This is a genomic window from Nostoc sp. (assembly GCF_036917775.1).
GTDB lineage: Bacteria > Cyanobacteriota > Cyanobacteriia > Cyanobacteriales > Nostocaceae > Nostoc.
Genome location: NZ_JBALEQ010000114.1, coordinates 14489 through 35136 on the forward strand (window position 1 = coordinate 14489; position 20648 = coordinate 35136).

Here is a 20648-nt window from a genome sequence, read left to right on the forward strand (position 1 = left end):
GCACTATGGCAAATTTTCTCCAACCGCCAAGATTACGTATTGGTGAAGACACAGAAGAAGAACGACGCGCCACTTGGCTAGAACTTTTTTATGATTTGGTTTTTGTAGTTGCAGTTTCTCAACTCGCCCACAATCTCAACGAGGATATCTCTCTATCAGGATTATTTGGGTTTATAGTTCTATTTATACCAGTTTGGTGGTCATGGATTGGTACCACATTCTACGCCAACCGTTTTGATAGCGATGATGTAGGACATCGACTACTGATTGGTATACAAATGCTCACAGCAGCAGCAATGGCTATTAATATCCACCACGGTTTGGGTGAGAGTTCTCCTGGTTTTGCCATTTCTTATGCTCTGGGCCGGGCTGTGCTTGTAATAGAGTATGTCCGTGCTGGGAGACATATCCCCTCCGCACGTCCTTTGACTACTCGCTACGCTATTGGTTTTGCGATCGCAGCCTTGCTTTGGTTGATATCAGCATTTGTACCCATTCCTTGGCGGTTCGGATTTTGGACGTTAGGAATCATTATTGACTTTGCTACACCTTTAACAGGATACAAGTTTCAAATGGGGTTACTTCCCCACGCCTCCCACTTACCGGAACGTTTCGGGCTATTTACCATTATTGTCTTGGGTGAAGCAATCATTGCAGTGGTCAATGGTGTTTCTGAGCAGAAATGGGATATTTTAACTGTGATTTCTAGCGTGTTTGGTCTGATTATCGCCTTTAGCTGGTGGTGGGTTTATTTTGATAATTTGGGTGGTAAACCTATTGAGACGGCGCGGAAAGAAGGAAAGGTCAGTGTTGTCAATCTCTGGTTATACACCCATTTACCATTAGTGATTGGGATTACTGCTGCTGGAGTTGGTGTAGAACAAATTTTGTTGAGTAAGGCAACTTTAGCATTACCAGATTCTCAGCGATGGCTAATCTGTGGTTCAGTAGCATTATGCTCTCTGGCTGTCAGTATTCTTCACCGATTTGGAGTGATCCGTTATTGCAAAATTCGTTCTCAGTACCGACTTGGGGGTGCAGTTGTGCTGCTAGCGATCGCTATCTTTGGCAAAGGTTTGTTACCTGTTGCAGTCATTGCCCTTGTAGCTGTGGTTTCTGCTGTCCAAGTCGTTCAAGATTTGTATCAGAGTCGTCCCACTACCCGCTTGGTTGACCCGGAAATTTAGTTTAGGGACTTCCAAAAAATAAATTATCCAAAATTATTTGTCAATTTGTAGGGGCGCACAGCTTACTGTGCGCCCCTACTCAATTCATAGTCGTCTATCAGAGGTAGCAGAACCAAAGGAGGAATGTCATCATAAGATGATGTACTTTTGGGTATTTAAGTCAAGCAGGCGAAATATTTATTAATATTATGAATAGGCAGTGTAAATTCAACAACAGGAGTCAGAAAAAATTCTTAGTGACAGGTATTTCGGATTAATCATCAAATTTCTCAACAACGAGACAGAAGCTTATGAAAGACCAGAAACCATCAGACTCTAAGCAATTCGTCGGAAATCTCAAGAACGGGATTTGGCTATTTGGACTGTCATCCTGGGTATTTGGCATTACCGATCGCAGTATTGCTTCATTTGCAGATGGCTATCTATCAGCTTTAGACTTGACACAACTATTCACTGCGGCTACATTCTTTGTGGCGTGGCTATTTTTGAAACCGACATCCAGAGTTTAAGATCGGCGGCTGGTCGAGTATCAAGTCACTCTTAACGCTAGTACTGTCAAGATTCGGAAAGTTAGGGTATCGTCATCGGGCTAGCAAGCTCGTGGATTGTACTTATGATGGGTTCGGGAATTTTTCACCATCCAGACTTCTCAAATTGTTGCTAGATTGGATCTTTTTTCTTTTGAGATGAGAGTTATAGCTTTTTTGATTTGGGTGTATCTAAAAAAATTTTCTAATTTTCCGGAATTGATTATGTTTAGGTGGTAGTCTCTATCAGACAAGCGATTTATACTGAAACTCTATAACGAAACCTTCGGGGTATATAACCCCATATTAAAAGCCCGGTCATGAAGACCGGGCTTTTATTAACACTTAGGAGTTAGGAATTGTTCTTAACTCCCAACTACTAATTAAATTAGGCAAAAGCAGCAGTTGTTACATCGTTATTCGATAGAATTTCTTGCAACTCTTCAGCATCTACCGTTTCTTTATCAACCAACATTTGGGCGATTTGATCTAAAATGTGGCGGTTGCCCACTAACACTTCTTTAGCGCGTGTATAGGCTACATCCACAAGTTTGCGGACTTCTTCATCGATGGCGGCGGCAGTTTCTTCAGAGAAATCACGCTCTGACATGATATCTCGTCCGAGGAACATATTACCTTGCTGACGACCAAGGGCGACTGGGCCTAAGCGATCGCTCATCCCAAATCTGGTAATCATTTGACGAGCAACCCGTGCTACCTGTTGTAAGTCATTAGAAGCACCAGTGGTAACTTCTTCTTCACCAAAGATTAATTCTTCAGCAATCCGACCACCTAAAGCCACAGCCATCTGATTTTCCAGATAAGCGCGGCTGTATAAACCAGTGTCCATCCGGTCTTCGCTGGGGGTAAACCAAGTTAAACCACCTGCACGACCGCGAGGGATGATGCTAATTTTTTGTACTGGGTCATAGTCAGGCATCAAAGCACCAACTAAAGCGTGACCAGCTTCGTGATATGCCACCAAGGTTTTGCGCTTTTCGCTCATTACCCGGTCTTTCTTCTCTGGCCCAGCTAATACGCGATCGATTGCGTCGTTGATTTCATCCATTGAAATCTCAGTCAAATTCCGGCGTGCTGCCAGAATTGCGGCTTCATTCAACAGGTTGGATAAATCAGCACCAGTAAATCCAGGGGTACGACGGGCGATTTTATCCAAATCCACATCTTTCGCCAAGGTTTTGCCACGGGCATGAACCTTGAGAATTTCGCTGCGTCCGGCGTAGTCGGGACGATCTACCACAACTTGACGGTCAAAGCGACCAGGACGCAATAGGGCTGCATCTAGGACATCGGGACGGTTGGTAGCAGCAATAATGATGATGCCAGTATTACCTTCAAAGCCGTCCATTTCGGTGAGTAACTGGTTGAGGGTTTGTTCCCGCTCATCGTTACCACCACCTAAACCCGCACCCCGTTGACGACCTACTGCGTCAATTTCATCGATGAAGACGATACAAGGAGCATTGGTCTTAGCTTGTTCAAATAAATCGCGGACGCGGGATGCACCCACACCGACGAACATTTCCACAAATTCTGAACCGGAGATGGAGAAGAAAGGTACACCAGCTTCACCAGCTACGGCACGCGCGAGGAGGGTTTTACCTGTACCAGGAGGGCCAACTAACAGCACACCTTTAGGAATTTTTGCACCAACGGCGGTAAAGCGATCGGCGTTTTTCAGAAAGTCTACAACTTCGTTTAATTCCAACTTGGCTTGGTCAATACCAGCAACATCGCCAAATGTCACCTGAGTTTGTGGTTCCATTTGCACTCTGGCTTTGGATTTGCCAAAGTTCATTGCTTGGCTACCTGGGCCACTTTGAGCGCGACGTAGTAAGAAGAATAAGCCAACCAAAAGCAATACAGGGAAAAATAAGCTGCTCAGTGCCTTAAACCAAAATCCTTCGTCGGTTTGGGGCAATACAGAAATATCAACGCCTTTAGAAGTCAGAGTATTAATCAAGTCTGGATCGTTGACTAAGGTAACAATCCGTTTAGCCGGATCATATTTGGGTGTAACCAGTGCTGTAGAGCGGTCTGCACTCAAACTGACTTTTTCGACTCTGCCTTGCTGAACTTCTTGAATAAAGCGACTGTATCGCCATGTCTCTCTGCTTTGGGGTTGTTTGTCAAAAAATGCTGTTCCCAGCGCAATGACGACAATAAACAGCAGCGCGTACAGCCCTGCATTTCTCCATCTTTTATTCACTAAGGTCTATCCTCCGGTATTTTTCGCGCAATCGCCTAGCTTCTCTGCTCGGAAAGGTGATTATTAAGATTTATGTTAACTTATCTTAAGATATAACAAATTTGGCGTGGTTGTCATGCTAAAAAAAGCTCCCTTATTAGCTGAAAACTATGATGGTAGGGATTACATTGTAGCGACCCTGAAGGCAGATGAACGGTATGAATGGGAATAATTTCCACCACACTATTAGTGTAGGCGATCGCTTCAAATCTCTGGACTAACTCGGCACTCCAAGTTTCTTCTCGCACTGGCTGTTGGTGCTTTTGCAACCAGTTTACAAGTTGCGATCGCCCAATTCCCGGCAAAATCCCTGCTGTCAAAGGTGGCGTATACCAAGTGCGATCGCACCATCCCCAAAGGTTGCCTGTACTGGTTTCTAGCCAATTTCCTTGAGAATCGACTAATATTGCTTCTTGAGCATCTGAGCTAGTTTTTGCCAACCAAGCACTCAAATAGTTTCCAGTTTTATGAGAGGGGAGAGAACGATAAAATTCCGAGCTGGCGACGGCGCACACTACACCATTATTTTGTTTTTCTGTCAAATTTTGTGGTAATAATCTACCAGTTATCCATTCCCGTCCATCAGGAAAAAGGGTAATTCTGAGAACGGGGAAGTGTGCAAGGAGAATTTGAGCGCCTTGAAGTAGACGGTTCCAGTCTGGTTGCTGCCAACCAAAAGTTTGGATTGAGAAAAGTAAGCGATCGCAGTGTGCTTGCCAATTAGTTAAATTACTATCTAACGAGTTCTCATAAACCCGCAACGTTGTAAAAACGGTAGCCCCATAAAGTAAACCTGGATCGTTAATGTCTAACTCTAAGGTTTGGGAGTGAATTAATTTGCCGTTGTACCAAAAAATATCATTTTTCACAACCAGATTGTTTCTCGCTACAACTCCATTGAAAAGTGATGACTTGTAATACTCATACGCTGCATAAGATAAAACCTATGAGCTGCAAATCGCTGAACACCAGAATCAAGACTCAGGTGTTTACACTCATGATTCCTGGCATATTCAATTAGCCACTGAAATAACTGTTGACCGTAAGTGTGTGACCGTTTTAACTCATCAACAACTAAATCATCAATATATAAAAACTTTCCCAATGCTAAACAAGTAGAAATACGAAATCCAGCGATCGCTACAGCTTGCTTTTCTACCTCCAAGAATGCAAGTTGATATCCTTCTTTCATTTGATATCGAACTTGTTCTACAAACTTAGTCTGCTCAAGGTGAGGGCGTAGCTGGCACATAACAGGAAAACACCCTAATATTTTTAAGTCAGATTCCGCCAATTGTATTGATATCATTATTTGTTGAGTTTACTTTTAAAATATATCGAGACAATAGCAATTTCGCAAAATTTTCTGTTGTTTGCAGTAAAAATTTAGGCATAACAAATTAATCCTTTGGTGGAAAGAGAATTTTATTATTACCTTCTGAAGTTGTAAATACTTTTCCTCCCAAAGCTTCAATTTCCCTAATTGCCCGTTTCCGAGTTCTATCATCAACTTGATTATTTAAAATAATTGCCCAGGTTGCAATTTGAGCATATTTACTATTAGGATTACGACTTAAAAACTCCGCAGTTTTTCTGGAAGTCTGGCCTATAGTTTGACTTTCTACATCTGAGAAATTACTAGCCCAATTTGCCGCCGTTGTAAAAGATTTTTGGGCAGCTTTAGCGTTCCCTAAAAATAATAATTCATCAATTCCTTTGTAACGCCATACGTAATAAGACTTTTCAGGAACAAAGGGAGATAGTGATTTTAACCCTTTCTCTGATAGTGCGATCGTGCGTTCTGGCATAGCAGCATACAATGAAGTACTGATAGAAAGACTCCGATACGCTGCTAAAAATCGTGGATCACGTTCTAAAATTACTTCAAAATATTCTGGACTTAAACTGTAACCTGTTTTATCCCGAACTTCATCATCTCCGAAGTACTGTAAGAAATTGAGATATACTAAATCTGCAATTAAATTATCATAACCAAAAGTAGGCATTTTTTTGAGAAAATTCAAACGGAGATGTTCTGATTTTATTTCTTTTTTCAGAGTCTCTAAAGAGGCAGATTTTTTACTATTTATAAATGTTTGCAATTTAGGGAATTGAATCAAGCCAATTCCTAAAATAGACACACAAATTATAAAAGGTGTAGCTATAGTTTTACGCTGCAACAACATATTTTTCTTGTCTTATCAGGCAGAAGCAACTCATTATATATAATATACTTCTTATAAAATTACTCAGCTATATAGTCACAGAAGAGTATCCATTAAGCAGCTACTATCCTAGTCTATCTTTACCTCAAGAGAAACTGAAAACAGGTAGAACCGCAAGTTGTTTTAAGTATTAAATTATACTTGCAATGAAATACGTAGTTCATAATTGATGCTTTCTTATTTGTAAAATCTAAATAAATTATTTTCTTTTTTGAGATGAAATTAGCTGCTACAAATTCTAGCTTTACTTCTCTTAAGCAACAAATTCTTAAATTCTTAAATTCCTTTGATATTACTGAGTTTTGTTAAGTAACAGTAGTAATATTTAGAACATCAATTAGAATAAAATTTTGTTCGCAATTAGACCGATTGTGTCCTTAATCTTATGCTAGATACTGTAGTTACGAACAACTTGGAAAATAATAGTCTATCCATTCAGGCAAAAAATAGTGATTTTAAAACAATAGTTACTAATCTGAATGCCGATAAAAAAGGACTGGATGTTGATGAAATTATTGATGCCATAAAAACAGTAATAGTTGAAGCTATTGATTTAAAAATTACTACTTGGGTAGCAGAGTCATCCGTTCAGCAAGAAAATCACATAGAAACAGCCAAACCAGGTAATCGAATATATACACGAATTAATCTTGTTAGTGGTGACATCCAAAATGAGATTGGTAGTCAATTTACTGATAGTGGCCCCTATAAAGAAATCCGCGAATTTCATTTGACTCAAATTAGAGATGGTAGGGAGATAATTCACAAGAATATAGAAAGTGTGGAAAAGTTGTATGGATTTTTTATGGAAATCGTAAAAAATCGCAAAAAATCAGAACTTTAAGCACTCTTTATTGATTACCCATTTAAGCTAAAGTAGCTACCGAAACCTAGCCAAATCGTTAGGTCTATTTACTTGTATCTAGCTATTAATATAATGCTACAGCCAGAACTATGAGAGGGTGAAACGATGGCTAATAATATTCAAACTAAAGACCGAAATGTTGCTCAACCTCAAGATATCCAAAACCAAGCTAGAGGCTTATTAAACAATTTAGTATCTTCTGTACAGACATTAGTTTCTGACATCACAGCCTTAGAAGTAAATACGATGGTTGTAGATAGAATTAATGCTTCAAAATTTAATGCTTGGGAGGCATATCAAGAAATTTATTCTATACACGATCCTGACTACTTTAAGGCAAAAGGTATTCCAGAAGAAGGTTCTCAAGCTCAAGAACTGCATAAGCGTTATAGAAGTCTATTTAACCAAATTGAAAGAGAATATTTTTACCTTCTTCTTGAAGAAGGTTCAGATTTTTATAATCCACAGGATGAGCGAATAAAACGATATCGCCAGAGGCTTGAATATGCGAAGAAGCGTCAACCAAACCTAGTCGAAGCCGATCAGGAGAATGTTAAGCTAGCTCAACCAATACTACCTGCTCCAACTCCCGTTCTTGATGACAAAGATGGAAACAATCAAGAAGATTGGATTGAAACTTTTAAAGAGATTCAAAGACTTTTAAATAATGATAAATTTGTTCGCACCTTACGTAAAATGTATGAACTTAAAGCTGCACTTGATGGTGGTAACGTGAAAAGTACCAAAACTGATATTATTTTTGCTCAAACTGTTATGCAGTTAGATGGAGATATTATTACTCGTTACCATAAAGAACTGTTTACTTTATCTGAAGACGCTAAAAATCTCATCATTAATACACATAATCAAGGAGTTATTTCTGGAGAAAAGCAGTGGCGTGGAACATTTAGTTTTTTGATTAGTTTGGTACAGGGTATCGCAAATTTATCTCGATAATGAACGCCAACATAACAAAAACAGACAACCAAGCTGATGTTGCACTCTCTCTATTTCTACAAGTTCCTCAAGGCGATCGCTTTGAACTTAAGGTTGAGCGATCGCAGTGTAGTTTTTACCTAAATGAGACAGTTGTAGAACAGATTCAGCAAGCACAAAAAACTGGTGTTTCTCTATACATTCCGCCAAAAGTGATAATTCCTCTTTGGTATTACGCCTGTTTCGGCAATAATGTTGTTTTCGGAAATAAAAAAGAAGTTACCGAAAAAGAAGTTAGTAATTTTTTTTACGTTACTGTTATAGTCAATATTATAAAATCTTTTCTGAGTAAAACTGCATGGGGGAAAGCAAGTTTACAGTCTGGACTCACCTTTAATTCTTACTATGAGCAGCCTGAATCAGCTTCAAATGCTTATAAAGAGAAAGATATTATTTTGCAAAGCACTGTCCTTCTTCATGGTGATATATTCCACAAAATCAAGTTGGATTTTATGCAAAATCCCAACTGTTCCACAATTATTTCTGCTCATTATTGGCTGACTGAACAAATACTAAGTTGCTTTCGGACTAAGCTAAATCTTTTAGTTTGGGAAATAGCTTTGCTGTTTCCTGCTGGGTTTGTAGTCTACAATTTACATCCAGTAAGTGGGATACTATCAATATTTGCTTTCATAGGCTTCACTATACTATTTGCTACTACTCGCTATGTACTTATAAATCAGCTTCAAAGACGTACTTCTATCAACTCTAAATTTATAAATTGGTTGGTATGGATGCTGATTTGTATTATCCCTATCTTTGTTGGTGCTATTCATAGCTTTAGGGATGCTAATGTATTATTCTTATCATTATTGTCACTTACCGCCCCAAAAATTTCAGATTACATTTTAAATTTTATAAGACCAAGAGCTGGAAAACTGATCTTACGTCGGTTACTATCGAACGTAGATTAAGCATAATGCAAAACTCCTCTTTCTTAGCAACCTCATAACGTGCTGAGAACACCCTTCATCCTTGCGTTAAGTTCCTAAGCTAAAGACTCTGCTGGCAACTTTACTTTTTATGCCTTGTAAAGAAAAGGATGACAGTATTCTTATTAGAGGTCTTAGTATAGTTTATTTATATATTTTTGATTACAAAATTATTTATATTTATAACAATGCTAACTCTATCATCAAGATAATTTAAAGTCAATCTATTTAGATAGATTGAAATTATGTACAAATAAGTCTTTTGAGAAAACTCCCAAAATTTGCCAAAATTTTTTGTGGACGCATCCGTAATTATCTTTGATGCTTGTGGATAATTAAATATTGGTCAATCAGACGATGAATGTATTGCATACATCCACAACTGAGTTAAAAGAATTAGCTCAGGTAAATTTACTTGATTAAAAGCTATCGCCGTAAAGTCAAAGGACTTTAGCAAGAAGTACATATCTCTAAGGGAATTTTGTATGATTAATAATCATTTTTCCAATTCTTTTGATAATTGGTTTGATTTTGAAGCTGAATCATCTCAAAATGAGACTGAAACAAATATGAATTGGACACAATTAAACAGCGATGGTCTAGAAAATGATGCAGATTCATTTCAGAAATATAGCCAGCCGTCAATGTCTGAAAACCAGTCAAATTTTCTAGCTGATTCATTGAATGAATCTTTTAAAAATGATGCTTCAGAAGATATTAATACTGCGGTTGTGGAGACAATTCAGATTGTCGTTTCAGGTGTAGTTGAGGCTGTCAGCGATCATTGGTTGAAAATAGAAAATACGGATGATAGTATTGCTAAATCTGTAGTAGATATCAATACTGTCGAAACTCAAATACTATCACCTCCACCTTCCGAAGCTTATCATGACCTGACTGAGTGGATTCGTCTCTGGCTTGATGAATGTTTGGTATTATCAAACTCTTCTGGTTGTGAAGACATTACTACTGAGTTAAAAGCACTAAACTCCCGATGGGAATTGCCAGGTTTCCGTCTAGCATTTGTAGGTGAGTTTAGTCGTGGCAAAAGTTCTTTAGTCAACCGATTATTAAATGCAGATATTCTACCTGTTGGTGATCTCCCAACTACTGCAACCTTGACCTCAATTGTTGCAGGTTTAGAAGACCGTATGGAAGTTCAAGCTTCCAAAAATGGATGGGAGACTCGTCCAATAGAAGCACTATCCTGGAGAGACCTAACAGCTATCGATCCAGATGGTAGTGAGCAAGAGGTGATTGGCCAAGTACGTTTAACATTAACTCACCCCTGGTTACAAGCACTTGATGTTGAATTGATTGATACACCTGGAGTAGGAGAATTAAATGGTCGTCGTGCGGCTCTTGCACTTGATGTATTGAGTCAGTGTGATGCCTCTGTTTTTGTTGTTAGTGCTACATTACCTTTCAGTATGACAGAAGCAACCTTTTTAGAACAGGAAGTAATAGGTCGCCATATTCCCAACATTCTGGTTGCAGTTTCCAAACTTGACACTATTCCTGAAGAGGAAAGATTAGAAGTATTTAATAGCATTTGTAAGCGAATAGCAAAAATTTCCTCAAAAATTGCTGTTTTGCCGCTCTATCCCGTTAGTGATAGTAATTCCGAAACTGAAGTATTTGCAGCAGTAAAAGCTGAGATTGAGTCAATGGTAGCAAAAGGCGATCGCCGGACATGGCGTAGCCGTAAAATTGCAGGTCAAATAACAGATTATCTTTCAAATCTCATCAAAGTTGGGGAATTAGCAATCTCTACTGCTGTTATGGATGCAAATGAGAAAGAAACCGCTTTAATCAAGGTAAATGAGGAAATAAAAAACGCCCAAATTGACTGGGAAAGAATTCGGCTGAATTTGGATCAAAAACGCTTACAGCGTACCAAAGTACTACAGCAAAAAGTTATGGAAGCTAAAGCAGAGTTATTAGAAAATCTTTCACTGGAACTCAAAAGAACCCAAGACCCTAAAACTTGGTGGGAGCAAGATTTACCATTTCGGTTACGACGTGAGCTAATTAGGTTGAGTCGACAATTAGAAAGCGATGTTTTAAAAGCTTTGGCTCTAGATTTTGAGTGGCTACAGTATGAAGTATCGAAACTGTTTTCAACTAATATAAGTTCAGAAGAAATTAATACTTCAGAAGCAGTTAAAATTGATTTAAATTTACAACAATTCTCTCTAACTGAAATCGAAAAATACCGAATTTTTACACGACTTGGAGGCAGTGCGGCCACAATCTGTAGCTCAGTTTTTGGTGGGCCAATTGGAATAGCTGTGAGTACAACAATATGGATTATAGGTGAGCAAGTTATCAAGGAAAAATTGCAGGAAGAGCGAAAGTTACTTAATCAAGAGTTAGAACATAGTATTGACCGATCTATTGATGAGTACTTTAAACGTTTAGCAAATCGTCTCCGACAACTCTACAACCAATTGGCTGAAGAGATCCAAGAGGAAAAAATTGCTTGGCAAGCTGCATATCAAATTGCCTTCAATGGTAAGAATGAACAATCAGAAAACCAGTGGTCACAAATTATTTCTCAAGCTTATACCTTGAGAAAAGAAATTTCACGGATGCTTTTGCCCTAATTTACATTTCTTTCAATTTAATTAATCCAATCTGCAAGGAGATGATTATGTTAACTCAAACTGTCATATACCAAAAGTATGAAGCGTTTAAAGAGAAACAAAATGTGCTGGCGAATTTAATTAAGCGCCACTTAAAGCTGATTAGTTCGTTAAACATGGCTCAATCAAAAAAACCACTCCAACAACTAGAAAGTCTAGTTCAGTCTGATAGCTTTAAGGTGTTGGTTTTGGGAGAATTTAAGCGTGGTAAGAGTACTTTTATCAATGCTCTACTGGGTGAGAAGGTTTTACCTGCTTATGCTAGACCTTGTACTGCGATCATCAATGAAGTGAAATGGGCAGATAGTCCCCGAGCTTTATTACATCCTGCAAAATCGGCAGATAGACCTGTACCTCAGCCTCAAGAAGTTCCTGTTAACCAAATTGAAGATTATGTCGTAATTAAAGATGACGTAAGTGAAATTAATAGCAACCCCTACGAAAAAGTTGAATTGTTTTGGCCTTTAGAACTTTGCCGTAATGGAGTAGAAATTATTGATTCTCCTGGACTGAACGAGCATGATACTCGCCAGAAAGTAACAATAGATTATTTGTCTAGTGTTGATGCAATACTGTTTGTACTTTCTTGTGAAGCACTGGCTTCTAAGTCAGAAATGGATATTATTGATAATACGTTAATACCTGCTGGGCATCAAGATATTTTCTTTGTTTGCAATCGGTTTAATATGATTGAAGATGAAGAAAAAGATAGTATTCGACAACATGGAATCAACAAACTAGCTCCTAAAACAAAACGTGGTGCAGAACGAGTGTTCTTTATCGATGCACGTGGTGCTTTAGGAGGGAGACTCAAAGGTGATATTGGGCAAATTGAAAGTTCAGGTTTAGCTTTGGTTGAAAGAGAACTAGAAAAATTCTTGGCCAACGAAAAAGGTAATATCAAAATTCTTAGACCTGCGGCAGAACTCCAAAGAGCAATTTATGAAGCGCGAGCAGTTATTCCTCAGAGGGAAGCGATGCTAAGAACTGATTTTAAAACCCTGGAAGCTCGATATGAAGCTGCTCAGGAGCCATTACACCGTCTGCAAAAGCAGCGAGAGCAGATAGTACAACGTATCTCTAATTTTTTGGAAGATATAAAACAGACTATTAGTGCTGAAGGCTCTAGTTTCTATCGCCGACTGGCTGACAAAATTGTTAGCGAATGGGTAAAGAACTTAGAAATAAAAGCACCAATGGTTTTGACTAAATCTCAAATTGAAAAATTCATCAAGGAAGTTAGCGATCATCTTTCCCAAAAGATGGAAAATGAATTATTAATCTGGCAAAATCAAGTACTACAACCTTTAGTGAGTAGTCGTCTAGAGCGCCTTACCCAAGAGATAGATGAACGTGCCAACGAATTTGTGAATCAATTAGATAGCCTAAAAATCCAAGTTGTAGGTAGTATAGTTTCCATAGATGATCTCAACATCAAAAAAGTTAGTGTAATCGAAAGAGTACTGGCTGCTGGTGGAGGACTGTTGTTAGGAGCGAATATTGGATTAGCCGGGGTTGGTGCTGTTTTTGGCTATCAAGAGATGGCAAAGGCTATTATTCCTCAACTAATCCTTAGTCTGGCAGCACTTACTCTGGCTGCTACAAATCCTTTTTTGATATTTGGAGCTATGGCTGGCGGTGGACTTATTCAGGGATTTTTGACTGCAAAGTCTACAAATAACAAGATTAAAGAGGAAGCTGCTAAACGATTTGCGGCTTCAATTAGGGATTCAGCGCCGCAAAGAGGTGATAAGATAGCCGAGGCTGTAGTAACAAAGTTAGTTGAAATTCAAAACTCGATAAACCAGGGTCTTGGTCAAGAGATTCAAAAGTTTCGAGAACAGGTAGATTCAATCCTAGAAGAAAAGCAACAAGGACAAGCTAATGTTGATGCAATAATTAGTGAGTTACAAATACTAAGCAGAGAATTAGATGCTATTGACCAGGAATTAGATACTCTCGTAGCACGGGTTGCTATTACAAATTCTTAAGAGGAAACTCTTAAACGAAGCTAGTTTAACCTAAGTTTGGGATTAAGAAAAGGACAGGTAGTAAGCTGAAAATAGCGTTAAATCCAGCAACCTGTCCTATGTTTAGTTTAGATGTTTTGTTTTGCCACGTAGATGATTTTTGTCAAGCATTTGAAGCACAATGGCATTGAGAGTTTGAGCTTTATTTACTTGCTTTGACCATGTAAAAAAGCGACTTAGATTGATTGCACAAGCAGTAGCAACATATTGTAAGGTCAAATACAACTTCAATTAGTGGATTTTGATTGCAGTCACAGTTTTTCGCCATAGACAACTCAAATTTCCTTCCGGGCATTTAACAACTTGTTTGTCCCAATCAATTACAAACGCGGCCATATCAAAACCTGTTTTTAATTTAGCTTGCCAACTATTATCAGACGTAGGGATGTTTTTTTTACTGGAAGTCCCTAAAAGGTTTTGTTAAGTGCCTGGTTCGTCGTACTCCTGGGTCGAAGCAAGCCATGTGTAACAGAGGTAGCAGAAGAAGTTATCGCAGCGATCGCTACCACAAATGTTAAGAAAGATGTGACTAATGGATAGCCTTGTAGGGAAGACGCTTTAATTTTCCCCTTTCCCTACTAAAGAAGCTCGCTAGGGGGTTAAATTTGGCGTTGAATTTTTCAGATGAAATGAAAACTGAGCAAAATACCCAACTTTTTAGAGAAATCAGGAATCTTAGCCTTCAATTTCCATGAAAATTGGTTAATCTCAGCAATAACTCTTCAACATCGGTAATTAATCCCAATAAATCCTCACTATCTCCCACCTCCCCACTCCCCTGTTATCTTAGCTATTGTGGTTTTCACTAAGTATTTTTTCCTACTTTTGGGGTGGTTTTTAGTGAAACAAGTACCCTAAAATGACAAAAAATCCTGAAATCTATATAAATTAATGGTTTCATCTATCCACATCAGGCTACTACGCTTTAGAATGATTCATTGAAAAGTCGAGCCGATGGGATGTACAGCCGTTTTGAGTAAAAATACTCCCAAAGGATGATTTTTGTATTCCCGCTAACAAAGATTTTAATACAGATGTACCAGGGTGCATCCGTAAAGAATCTCAAGTAAACCTTCAGGAGTTTGACATGAACAAAGGTGAATTAGTTGATGCCGTAGCTGAAAAAGCTAGTGTTACCAAGAAACAAGCGGATGCAGTCTTAACTGCCGCTTTGGAAACGATTATTGAAGCGGTTTCCTCTGGTGATAAGGTGACATTGGTGGGATTTGGCTCATTTGAATCACGCGAACGTAAAGCCCGAGAAGGTCGCAACCCGAAAACAAATGAGAAAATGGAAATTCCTGCAACAAGAGTTCCTGCTTTCTCCGCAGGCAAACTGTTTAGAGAAAAGGTAGCACCCCCAAAAGCATAGGTTCTGTCTTCGGGAACCCTTTTTTAATGCGGCAACCTGCACACGGGGGAAATTTAGCCTGGGCAGCAGCACTGGCTGGCTGTCCCCCTGATGCTATTCTGGATTTTTCTGCTAGCATCAGCCCGTTGGGGCCTCCAAACAGCGCGATCGCTGCTATACTGTCCCAGCTTGGTAATCTTAAGCACTATCCAGACCCAAACTATAGTGAACTGAGACTAGCTCTCAGTCACTTCCATCAACTGCCTCCTGAGTGGATTCTGCCGGGTAACGGCTCCGCAGAATTACTCACTTTAATAGGTAGGGAATTGGCTCAATTAGCCGCGACAACTTTAATCACTCCAGCCTTTGGTGACTATTACCGAACCTTGGCAGCGTATAACGCTAATGTGCTGGAGTGTCCTTTGTCATTAGTCACTGGTCATTGGTCATTATTCATTGACAAAGGACAGAGGACAAAGGACAAAGGATTATTGCTGAATAATCCCCACAACCCAACCGGCAAGATATTTTCACGGGACTCTATTTTGCCCTACCTGGAGCAATTTGCTTTGGTTGTGGTGGATGAAGCATTTATGGATTTTGTGCCGCCTAATGAGGAACAAAGCCTAATTCCGGTGGTGCAGGAATATACAAATTTAGTAATATTGCGATCGCTAACCAAATTTTACAGTCTCCCAGGATTGCGATTAGGATATGCGATCGCACACCCCGATTGCCTAGCTAAATGGCAGCTATGGCGTGACCCCTGGCCCGTAAACACTCTAGCGGCGGCGGCGGCAATTGCAGCCCTCCAGGATACGAAGTTTCAGCAGCAAACCTGGGCATGGCTACCACCTGCACGAAACCAACTCTTTCAAGGTTTGGCTGAAATACCGGGATTGCAACCCCAAGCAAGTGCTGCTAACTTTTTACTGGTTGAGTCTCAAGAGTCGACTTCGCAGTTACAGCACCAATTACTCAAGTATCACCAGATTTTAATCCGTGATTGCCTTAGTTTTAAAGAATTAGGCGATCGCTTTTTCCGGGTTGCTGTACGTGAAGAGTCCGATAACCAACGCTTACTAACAGCGCTGAGTGGGAAGTAGGGGAGGCAGGGGGAGATGAGGGAGACAAGGGGACAAGGGGACAAGAGGTAAGAACTTGAAACAAGTCTTTTCCCTTGTCCCCAATTCTCCTTGTCCCCAATGCCCAATTCCCCATTCCCCATTCCCCATTCCCCATTCCCCATGCCCAATGACAAATGACAAATGACAATTGACTACGATGTTGTAATTATTGGCGGCAGTCTTGCTGGATACTACGCTGCTCTTGCTGCAACCCAACTACGTGCTACGGTTGCCTTGGTGGAACCTAAAGTAGACTATGGGTTTACTCATCACCATGCTCTGACCGAAATCGGTAAACTGGCGCAGAAGTTGAATAATGCCGCTAGTTTTGGTATTCATGCCACAAACACTATATCTATGGCATGGCAAGAAGCGATGCTGTATGCTCAATGCGTCGCCGCAAATCTCAAAGAACAGCATTCTCCTGCCGTCCTAGCTGCCCTGGGGGTAGATGTCATTGTTGGCAGTGGTCAATTTCAATCTTTGCCCCAACTGGCTTTTGTCGTTAACAATCGCCTACTACACGCCCGTACTTATTTGCTAGCCAGTGGTTCGCGTCCAGAAATTCCAGAGATTGAGGGATTGCAAGGCACTGGCTATCTAACCCTTTCTAATATTTGGCAATCTTTACAGGGAGAAACATTACCCAAAAATTGGGTAATTATCGGTGGAACTCCCCAAAGCATTGAAATCGCTCAAACTTTAGCCCGATTTAGTTGCAGTGTGACGCTAGTAGTCAAGCATCCTTATGTTTTACCCAATATTGACCCTGAGATAGCCATATTGCTTCAGGCACAGTTGGAAGTCGAAGGTGTGCGCGTCCTCACTGATAAACCAGTAACTCAGGTAAGGCTAATTGAGGATAAAAAGTGGGTTCAAGCAGGAGATAAAGCCATTGAAACTGATGAAATTTTAGTGGCGACTGGACAACAGCCGAATATTGAATCCCTAAATTTGGCAACGGTAGGCGTGAAATGGCATCGGCGTAGTTTAGTAGTGAATGATAAACTACAAACCACTAATCACCGCATTTACGCTTGTGGTGATGTAATTGGTGGTTACGACTTTGCCAATCTCGCTAATTATGAAGCAAAAATTGCCCTAAACAATGCACTCTTTTTCCCTAGATTACGAGTAAATTATCGCTCCATTCCTTGGGCAATGTTTTCTGTGCCGATGGTGGCGCAAGTGGGTTTGACAGAGGCACAGGCAAAACGTCTATTTAGTCGAGATGAAGTTTTAGTTTTGCGTCAATATTTTAAAACAGTGGCAGCAGCCCAACTTCGGGACGAAACCACTGGTATGTGTAAATTAATTGTGCTACGCAATGGCGAAATTTTGGGAGCTTCGATATTAGGGGCAGAAGCTGGAGAATTGATTAATTTGATTGCCTTAGCAATGTCCCAAAAAATTAAAGTCAAAGATTTAGCAAATTTATCTCCTGTCTATCCCAGTTTCTCAGAAATTTTGGAACAAGCTGCAAGAGAGTGGAGTAAGCAGAGGTTAAATAGCGATATTGCTTGGCAAGAGTTTTTAGAAGGTTTCTTCCATTTCCGCCGCAATTGGAATTTATAAGTGCAAAATGGAGCTGTCAAGGTGAGTTTTGTATTTATTACTAGCTCTGAACTCGGAAGTTGCACCTCTGAACTCGGAAGTCGAGCCTTTGAACTTGGAAGTTGAGCCTCTGAACACGGAAGTTGAGCCTCTGAACTCGGAAGTTGCACCTTTGAACTCGGAAGTTGCACCTTTGAACTCGGAAGTTGAGCCTCTGAACTCGGAAGTTGAGCCTTTGAACTTGGAAGTTGCACCTTTGAACTTGGAAGTTGCACCTTTGAACTCGGAAGTTGCACCTTTGAACTCGAAAGTTGCACCTTTGAACACGGAAGTTGCACCTTTGAACACGGAATTTTGAAAATTCTAAGAGAACAGGTGAAGATTTTGTTTTATTACCCACACTACGCCAGCCGTGACTAAAGGCACACTGAGGTTATCTGTGCCGTGGGGTGAGACTGCCTCTGCTAGAGTGGCGCAAGTAGCAGCTACCACCGCCGTCAACAATGCCAATCCTAAACTTAGAGGCGTTCCTAGGGGACTCAGTGATGAACCAGGTAGCAGTAACAGCACCAAGAAAATTACTACTGCACTCGCCACAAACATCACTGCCGAACCTTCCCAGGAACGCACTGAATTTCCTACTTGGTATTTATGCTGCCCGAAGCGTCTACCGATTAATGCTGCTAGTGCATCACCCCAGGTCATCGCCATTATCCCAGCAACAGCGATCGCAACGCTATCTACTGGCCCGTCTGGTCGCCACAGTAGTCCGAAAAGCAATGTCACTGAGAGAGCGAAATAAACTGTACCAGGTGAGCTATCCTGAGTATCCATTGCCCCGATGAATCGGTAGCGGTAGAACAGGTAGTTAAGTCCTATAAAGGTGGCAAAAGGTATAATTCCGATTTCCCAGTGATTAAACAATCGCAGGACACCGAAAACCCACATCCCTGCACCAATATGGATCGCTTTGCGGGTCAAATCTGGCTTTACATCAAACAGCCTACGCAGTCCCTCGCCAAGCACAAGTAGACTAATCGCGTAAATATAAGAAATTGCTAGCCCGATAAAGTCATTTGTCATTTGTCATTTGTCATGGGGAATGCGTCATTGGGCATAGCAGAAGAATCAATAGTCCTGCTCCCTGCCCCCTTCTTTCTTCACTTAGTGCGATCGCTATTTCGTCTCAGATTTTTTTCTAGTAACGAAACGCTACCAATACCTTGAAGAATACCACGACCGATTAAACCTAAACCACGACCAATTATTTGGGTAAGGATGAAGACTATACCGCTACCTAAAAAAGATAATAGTGATTTTAAACGCGGTGCGATCGCATCACTAAATTCTAAAAGCAAAGTCACTATTAAAGGAATATTAGAAAGTCTTGCTAATTCCTGATTCCGAGGAGCATAAACTGAAGTTTTGGCAATACCACGAGGGGCAATAACAAATAGATCGTAGCGACTTTCAAAAACAGCTTTCGGCTCCTCTATATAATTAATTAGACGATACTTCCACGATAAATCATTTCTAAAACGTTCAATCTCCCTGGTGGAAATAAATTGTCTGCCATATAAATTTTCCTTCATGATTTCCACATCTGCTAAAGAATTTAACAGTGGTTGCACTACTCCATTCGCTACCTGAATCAACAAATTCTCCAAAATCATTAATGCTTGGGACTTGGCTTCAGTGCCTAATACAGGATATGACGTATTATCAATTATTAATTCTGTTTGAAAAATTAAATAAGAATACAACTCAATAACTAGCGGAATCTTGTTGAGAATATCTCTTTGCACAACTTCTATATTTTGCAGCAAAAAATTAACAATTCCTATATTCTGATTTCCTATTTTTATTCGAGAAAATTTTCCAAAAAAATCTGTAATCGCTGCTTGCCATAAATCGCGCAATAAGATATTTTTTACCTCATACAATTGATTTACATCAAGTTGAGAAGCACGCAGTTCATCCAACTGTTCAGTCAATTTTTGCAGGATAAGATAAAGCAATTCCCGCTTTTTCTCTTCACGAAAGATGTCAATTTCTAAAGGTAAATCTGTGACATTTCGTAAAGGAAATTGAAGTTTGGTAACGCAAGATGCAAACAAGTTAAATTGTACTGTTCCTAGATTAAGTAAAGGTAAAACAGTTTGCCGGGGCTGAATGGCACTACTCAATGAAGGGGTAAGAGGTGGCCCATCAGCAACCGGAATATCTTCCTCTTGCCTTTCTTGTGATGAAACTAACAACCGATTTAGCAACCAACGAGCCGCTAGAAGTTCTCGCCTCTGTCCAGCTAAAACTGCCCGATCTAATACTGCTAATCCAGGAACTTGTAATTGTGCTGTGACTGCGGCTAGGGTAACGTCAATGTAAGCAATTCCTGACAAACGTAAATTATTTCGCTGTCTATAAAAAGGGAGTGGGGAGTTGGGGGAGACGCGATTAATCGCGTCTGTACAAGAGTTAGGAGTTGTGATTACTTCCGTGTTTCGAAACCAATATTCACCACCATCTGCAACTTCTTGCATGGCAGCGACTAACTCAGGAAGTGGTGTACCCTTGGGGCAGTAGCCATTTACACCAATAGATTTGGCCGCTAATAGCAGTCCTTGTTCTTGCACAGAACTCAGAAGCAGAATTGGCAGGTTGGGATATAAGGCTTTAAGTTGCCGACAGAATTGTAAACCTAGCTGCTGGCTGGTGATGGAGCGACCATTACCGAATTCTAAAACGACCAAATTCACCTGTTTAGGGTCTTCTTGGGCAATTTCTGCTAAAATCTGCAAGGCAGTGGTATCAGTTTCTACTACTCCTGTTACTTCCAGGTTCGGAATTGCTTCCAAAGCTACCCGTAATCCCAGACGAAAAATTGGGTCTTGGTCGATTAACAATAATCTTAAAGGGCGATCGCTCATAGTCTACTCAATT

General features: G+C 40.1%; 17 protein-coding genes. 11 read left to right on the top strand and 6 right to left on the bottom strand.

What is annotated here, in order from left to right:
• Positions 1-5 precede the first annotated feature (5 nt).
• Together V7K69_RS23535 and V7K69_RS23540 are read left to right on the top strand one after the other, a co-directional pair.
• Positions 6-1187 (top strand): low temperature requirement protein A, encoded by a 1182-nt coding sequence (locus tag V7K69_RS23535; RefSeq protein WP_335038788.1) that lies wholly within the window; start codon positions 6-8, stop codon positions 1185-1187.
• A 290-nt stretch (positions 1188-1477) separates the two neighbouring features.
• Positions 1478-1696, top strand: coding sequence for a hypothetical protein (locus V7K69_RS23540; protein ID WP_099099105.1), 219 nt, complete (start codon positions 1478-1480; stop codon positions 1694-1696).
• A gap of 406 nt (positions 1697-2102) precedes the next feature.
• On the opposite strand, the gene ftsH3 is transcribed toward V7K69_RS23540, so the two are convergent.
• From ftsH3 to V7K69_RS23560, 4 genes are all read right to left on the bottom strand, one after another.
• The gene (ftsH3, locus tag V7K69_RS23545; RefSeq protein ID WP_190729958.1) at positions 2103-3944 is read right to left on the bottom strand and encodes an ATP-dependent zinc metalloprotease FtsH3; all 1842 of its coding nucleotides are present in this window, start codon (positions 3942-3944) and stop codon (positions 2103-2105) included.
• A gap of 113 nt (positions 3945-4057) precedes the next feature.
• On the bottom strand, positions 4058-4852 hold the full coding sequence (locus tag V7K69_RS23550) for an aminotransferase class IV (protein ID WP_335038791.1): 795 nt from the start codon (positions 4850-4852) through the stop codon (positions 4058-4060).
• A gap of 17 nt (positions 4853-4869) precedes the next feature.
• Entirely contained in the window at positions 4870-5235 is a 366-nt protein-coding gene (locus tag V7K69_RS23555) for a GNAT family N-acetyltransferase (protein WP_335038794.1), read from the bottom strand.
• Positions 5236-5383: 148 nt separating this feature from the next.
• Positions 5384-6169: a hypothetical protein gene (locus V7K69_RS23560; protein WP_335038796.1), complete on the bottom strand. Its 786-nt coding sequence runs from the start codon at positions 6167-6169 to the stop codon at positions 5384-5386.
• A gap of 424 nt (positions 6170-6593) precedes the next feature.
• On the opposite strand from V7K69_RS23560, the gene V7K69_RS23565 reads away from it, so the two are divergent.
• The 9 genes from V7K69_RS23565 to V7K69_RS23605 all read left to right on the top strand — a co-directional run bounded on the left by V7K69_RS23565 (position 6594) and on the right by V7K69_RS23605 (position 18066).
• Positions 6594-7052, top strand: coding sequence for a hypothetical protein (locus V7K69_RS23565; protein ID WP_335038797.1), 459 nt, complete (start codon positions 6594-6596; stop codon positions 7050-7052).
• A gap of 126 nt (positions 7053-7178) precedes the next feature.
• Complete coding sequence (locus V7K69_RS23570) at positions 7179-8030, top strand: hypothetical protein (protein ID WP_335038799.1); 852 nt, start codon at positions 7179-7181, stop codon at positions 8028-8030.
• A complete protein-coding gene (locus tag V7K69_RS23575; RefSeq protein WP_335038801.1) occupies positions 8030-8983 on the top strand; it encodes a hypothetical protein in 954 nt (317 codons plus the stop codon). The genes V7K69_RS23570 and V7K69_RS23575 overlap by 1 nt, the downstream gene beginning before the upstream one ends.
• A gap of 503 nt (positions 8984-9486) precedes the next feature.
• Positions 9487-11607 carry a dynamin family protein gene (locus tag V7K69_RS23580; protein WP_335038803.1) on the top strand — a complete coding sequence of 707 codons (2121 nt, stop codon included), beginning with the start codon at positions 9487-9489 and terminating at the stop codon, positions 11605-11607.
• Between the two features lie 47 nt (positions 11608-11654).
• The gene (locus tag V7K69_RS23585) at positions 11655-13637 is read left to right on the top strand and encodes a dynamin family protein (RefSeq protein WP_335038805.1); all 1983 of its coding nucleotides are present in this window, start codon (positions 11655-11657) and stop codon (positions 13635-13637) included.
• Between the two features lie 1126 nt (positions 13638-14763).
• The gene (locus tag V7K69_RS23590) at positions 14764-15048 is read left to right on the top strand and encodes an HU family DNA-binding protein (RefSeq protein WP_010998076.1); all 285 of its coding nucleotides are present in this window, start codon (positions 14764-14766) and stop codon (positions 15046-15048) included.
• Between the two features lie 26 nt (positions 15049-15074).
• Positions 15075-16133: a threonine-phosphate decarboxylase CobD gene (cobD, locus tag V7K69_RS23595; RefSeq protein ID WP_335038808.1), complete on the top strand. Its 1059-nt coding sequence runs from the start codon at positions 15075-15077 to the stop codon at positions 16131-16133.
• Positions 16134-16295: 162 nt separating this feature from the next.
• On the top strand, positions 16296-17729 hold the full coding sequence (locus V7K69_RS23600; RefSeq protein WP_335038810.1) for a dihydrolipoyl dehydrogenase family protein: 1434 nt from the start codon (positions 16296-16298) through the stop codon (positions 17727-17729).
• A gap of 28 nt (positions 17730-17757) precedes the next feature.
• On the top strand, positions 17758-18066 hold the full coding sequence (locus V7K69_RS23605) for a hypothetical protein (protein ID WP_335038812.1): 309 nt from the start codon (positions 17758-17760) through the stop codon (positions 18064-18066).
• A gap of 5 nt (positions 18067-18071) precedes the next feature.
• Here the strand turns inward: V7K69_RS23605 and V7K69_RS23610 are convergent, their stop codons facing one another.
• Together V7K69_RS23610 and V7K69_RS23615 are read right to left on the bottom strand one after the other, a co-directional pair.
• A complete protein-coding gene (locus tag V7K69_RS23610) occupies positions 18072-18791 on the bottom strand; it encodes a diacylglycerol/polyprenol kinase family protein (protein WP_335038814.1) in 720 nt (239 codons plus the stop codon).
• A gap of 77 nt (positions 18792-18868) precedes the next feature.
• Positions 18869-20635 carry a DUF3685 domain-containing protein gene (locus tag V7K69_RS23615; protein ID WP_335038816.1) on the bottom strand — a complete coding sequence of 589 codons (1767 nt, stop codon included), beginning with the start codon at positions 20633-20635 and terminating at the stop codon, positions 18869-18871.
• Between the last annotated feature and the right edge of the window lie 13 nt (positions 20636-20648).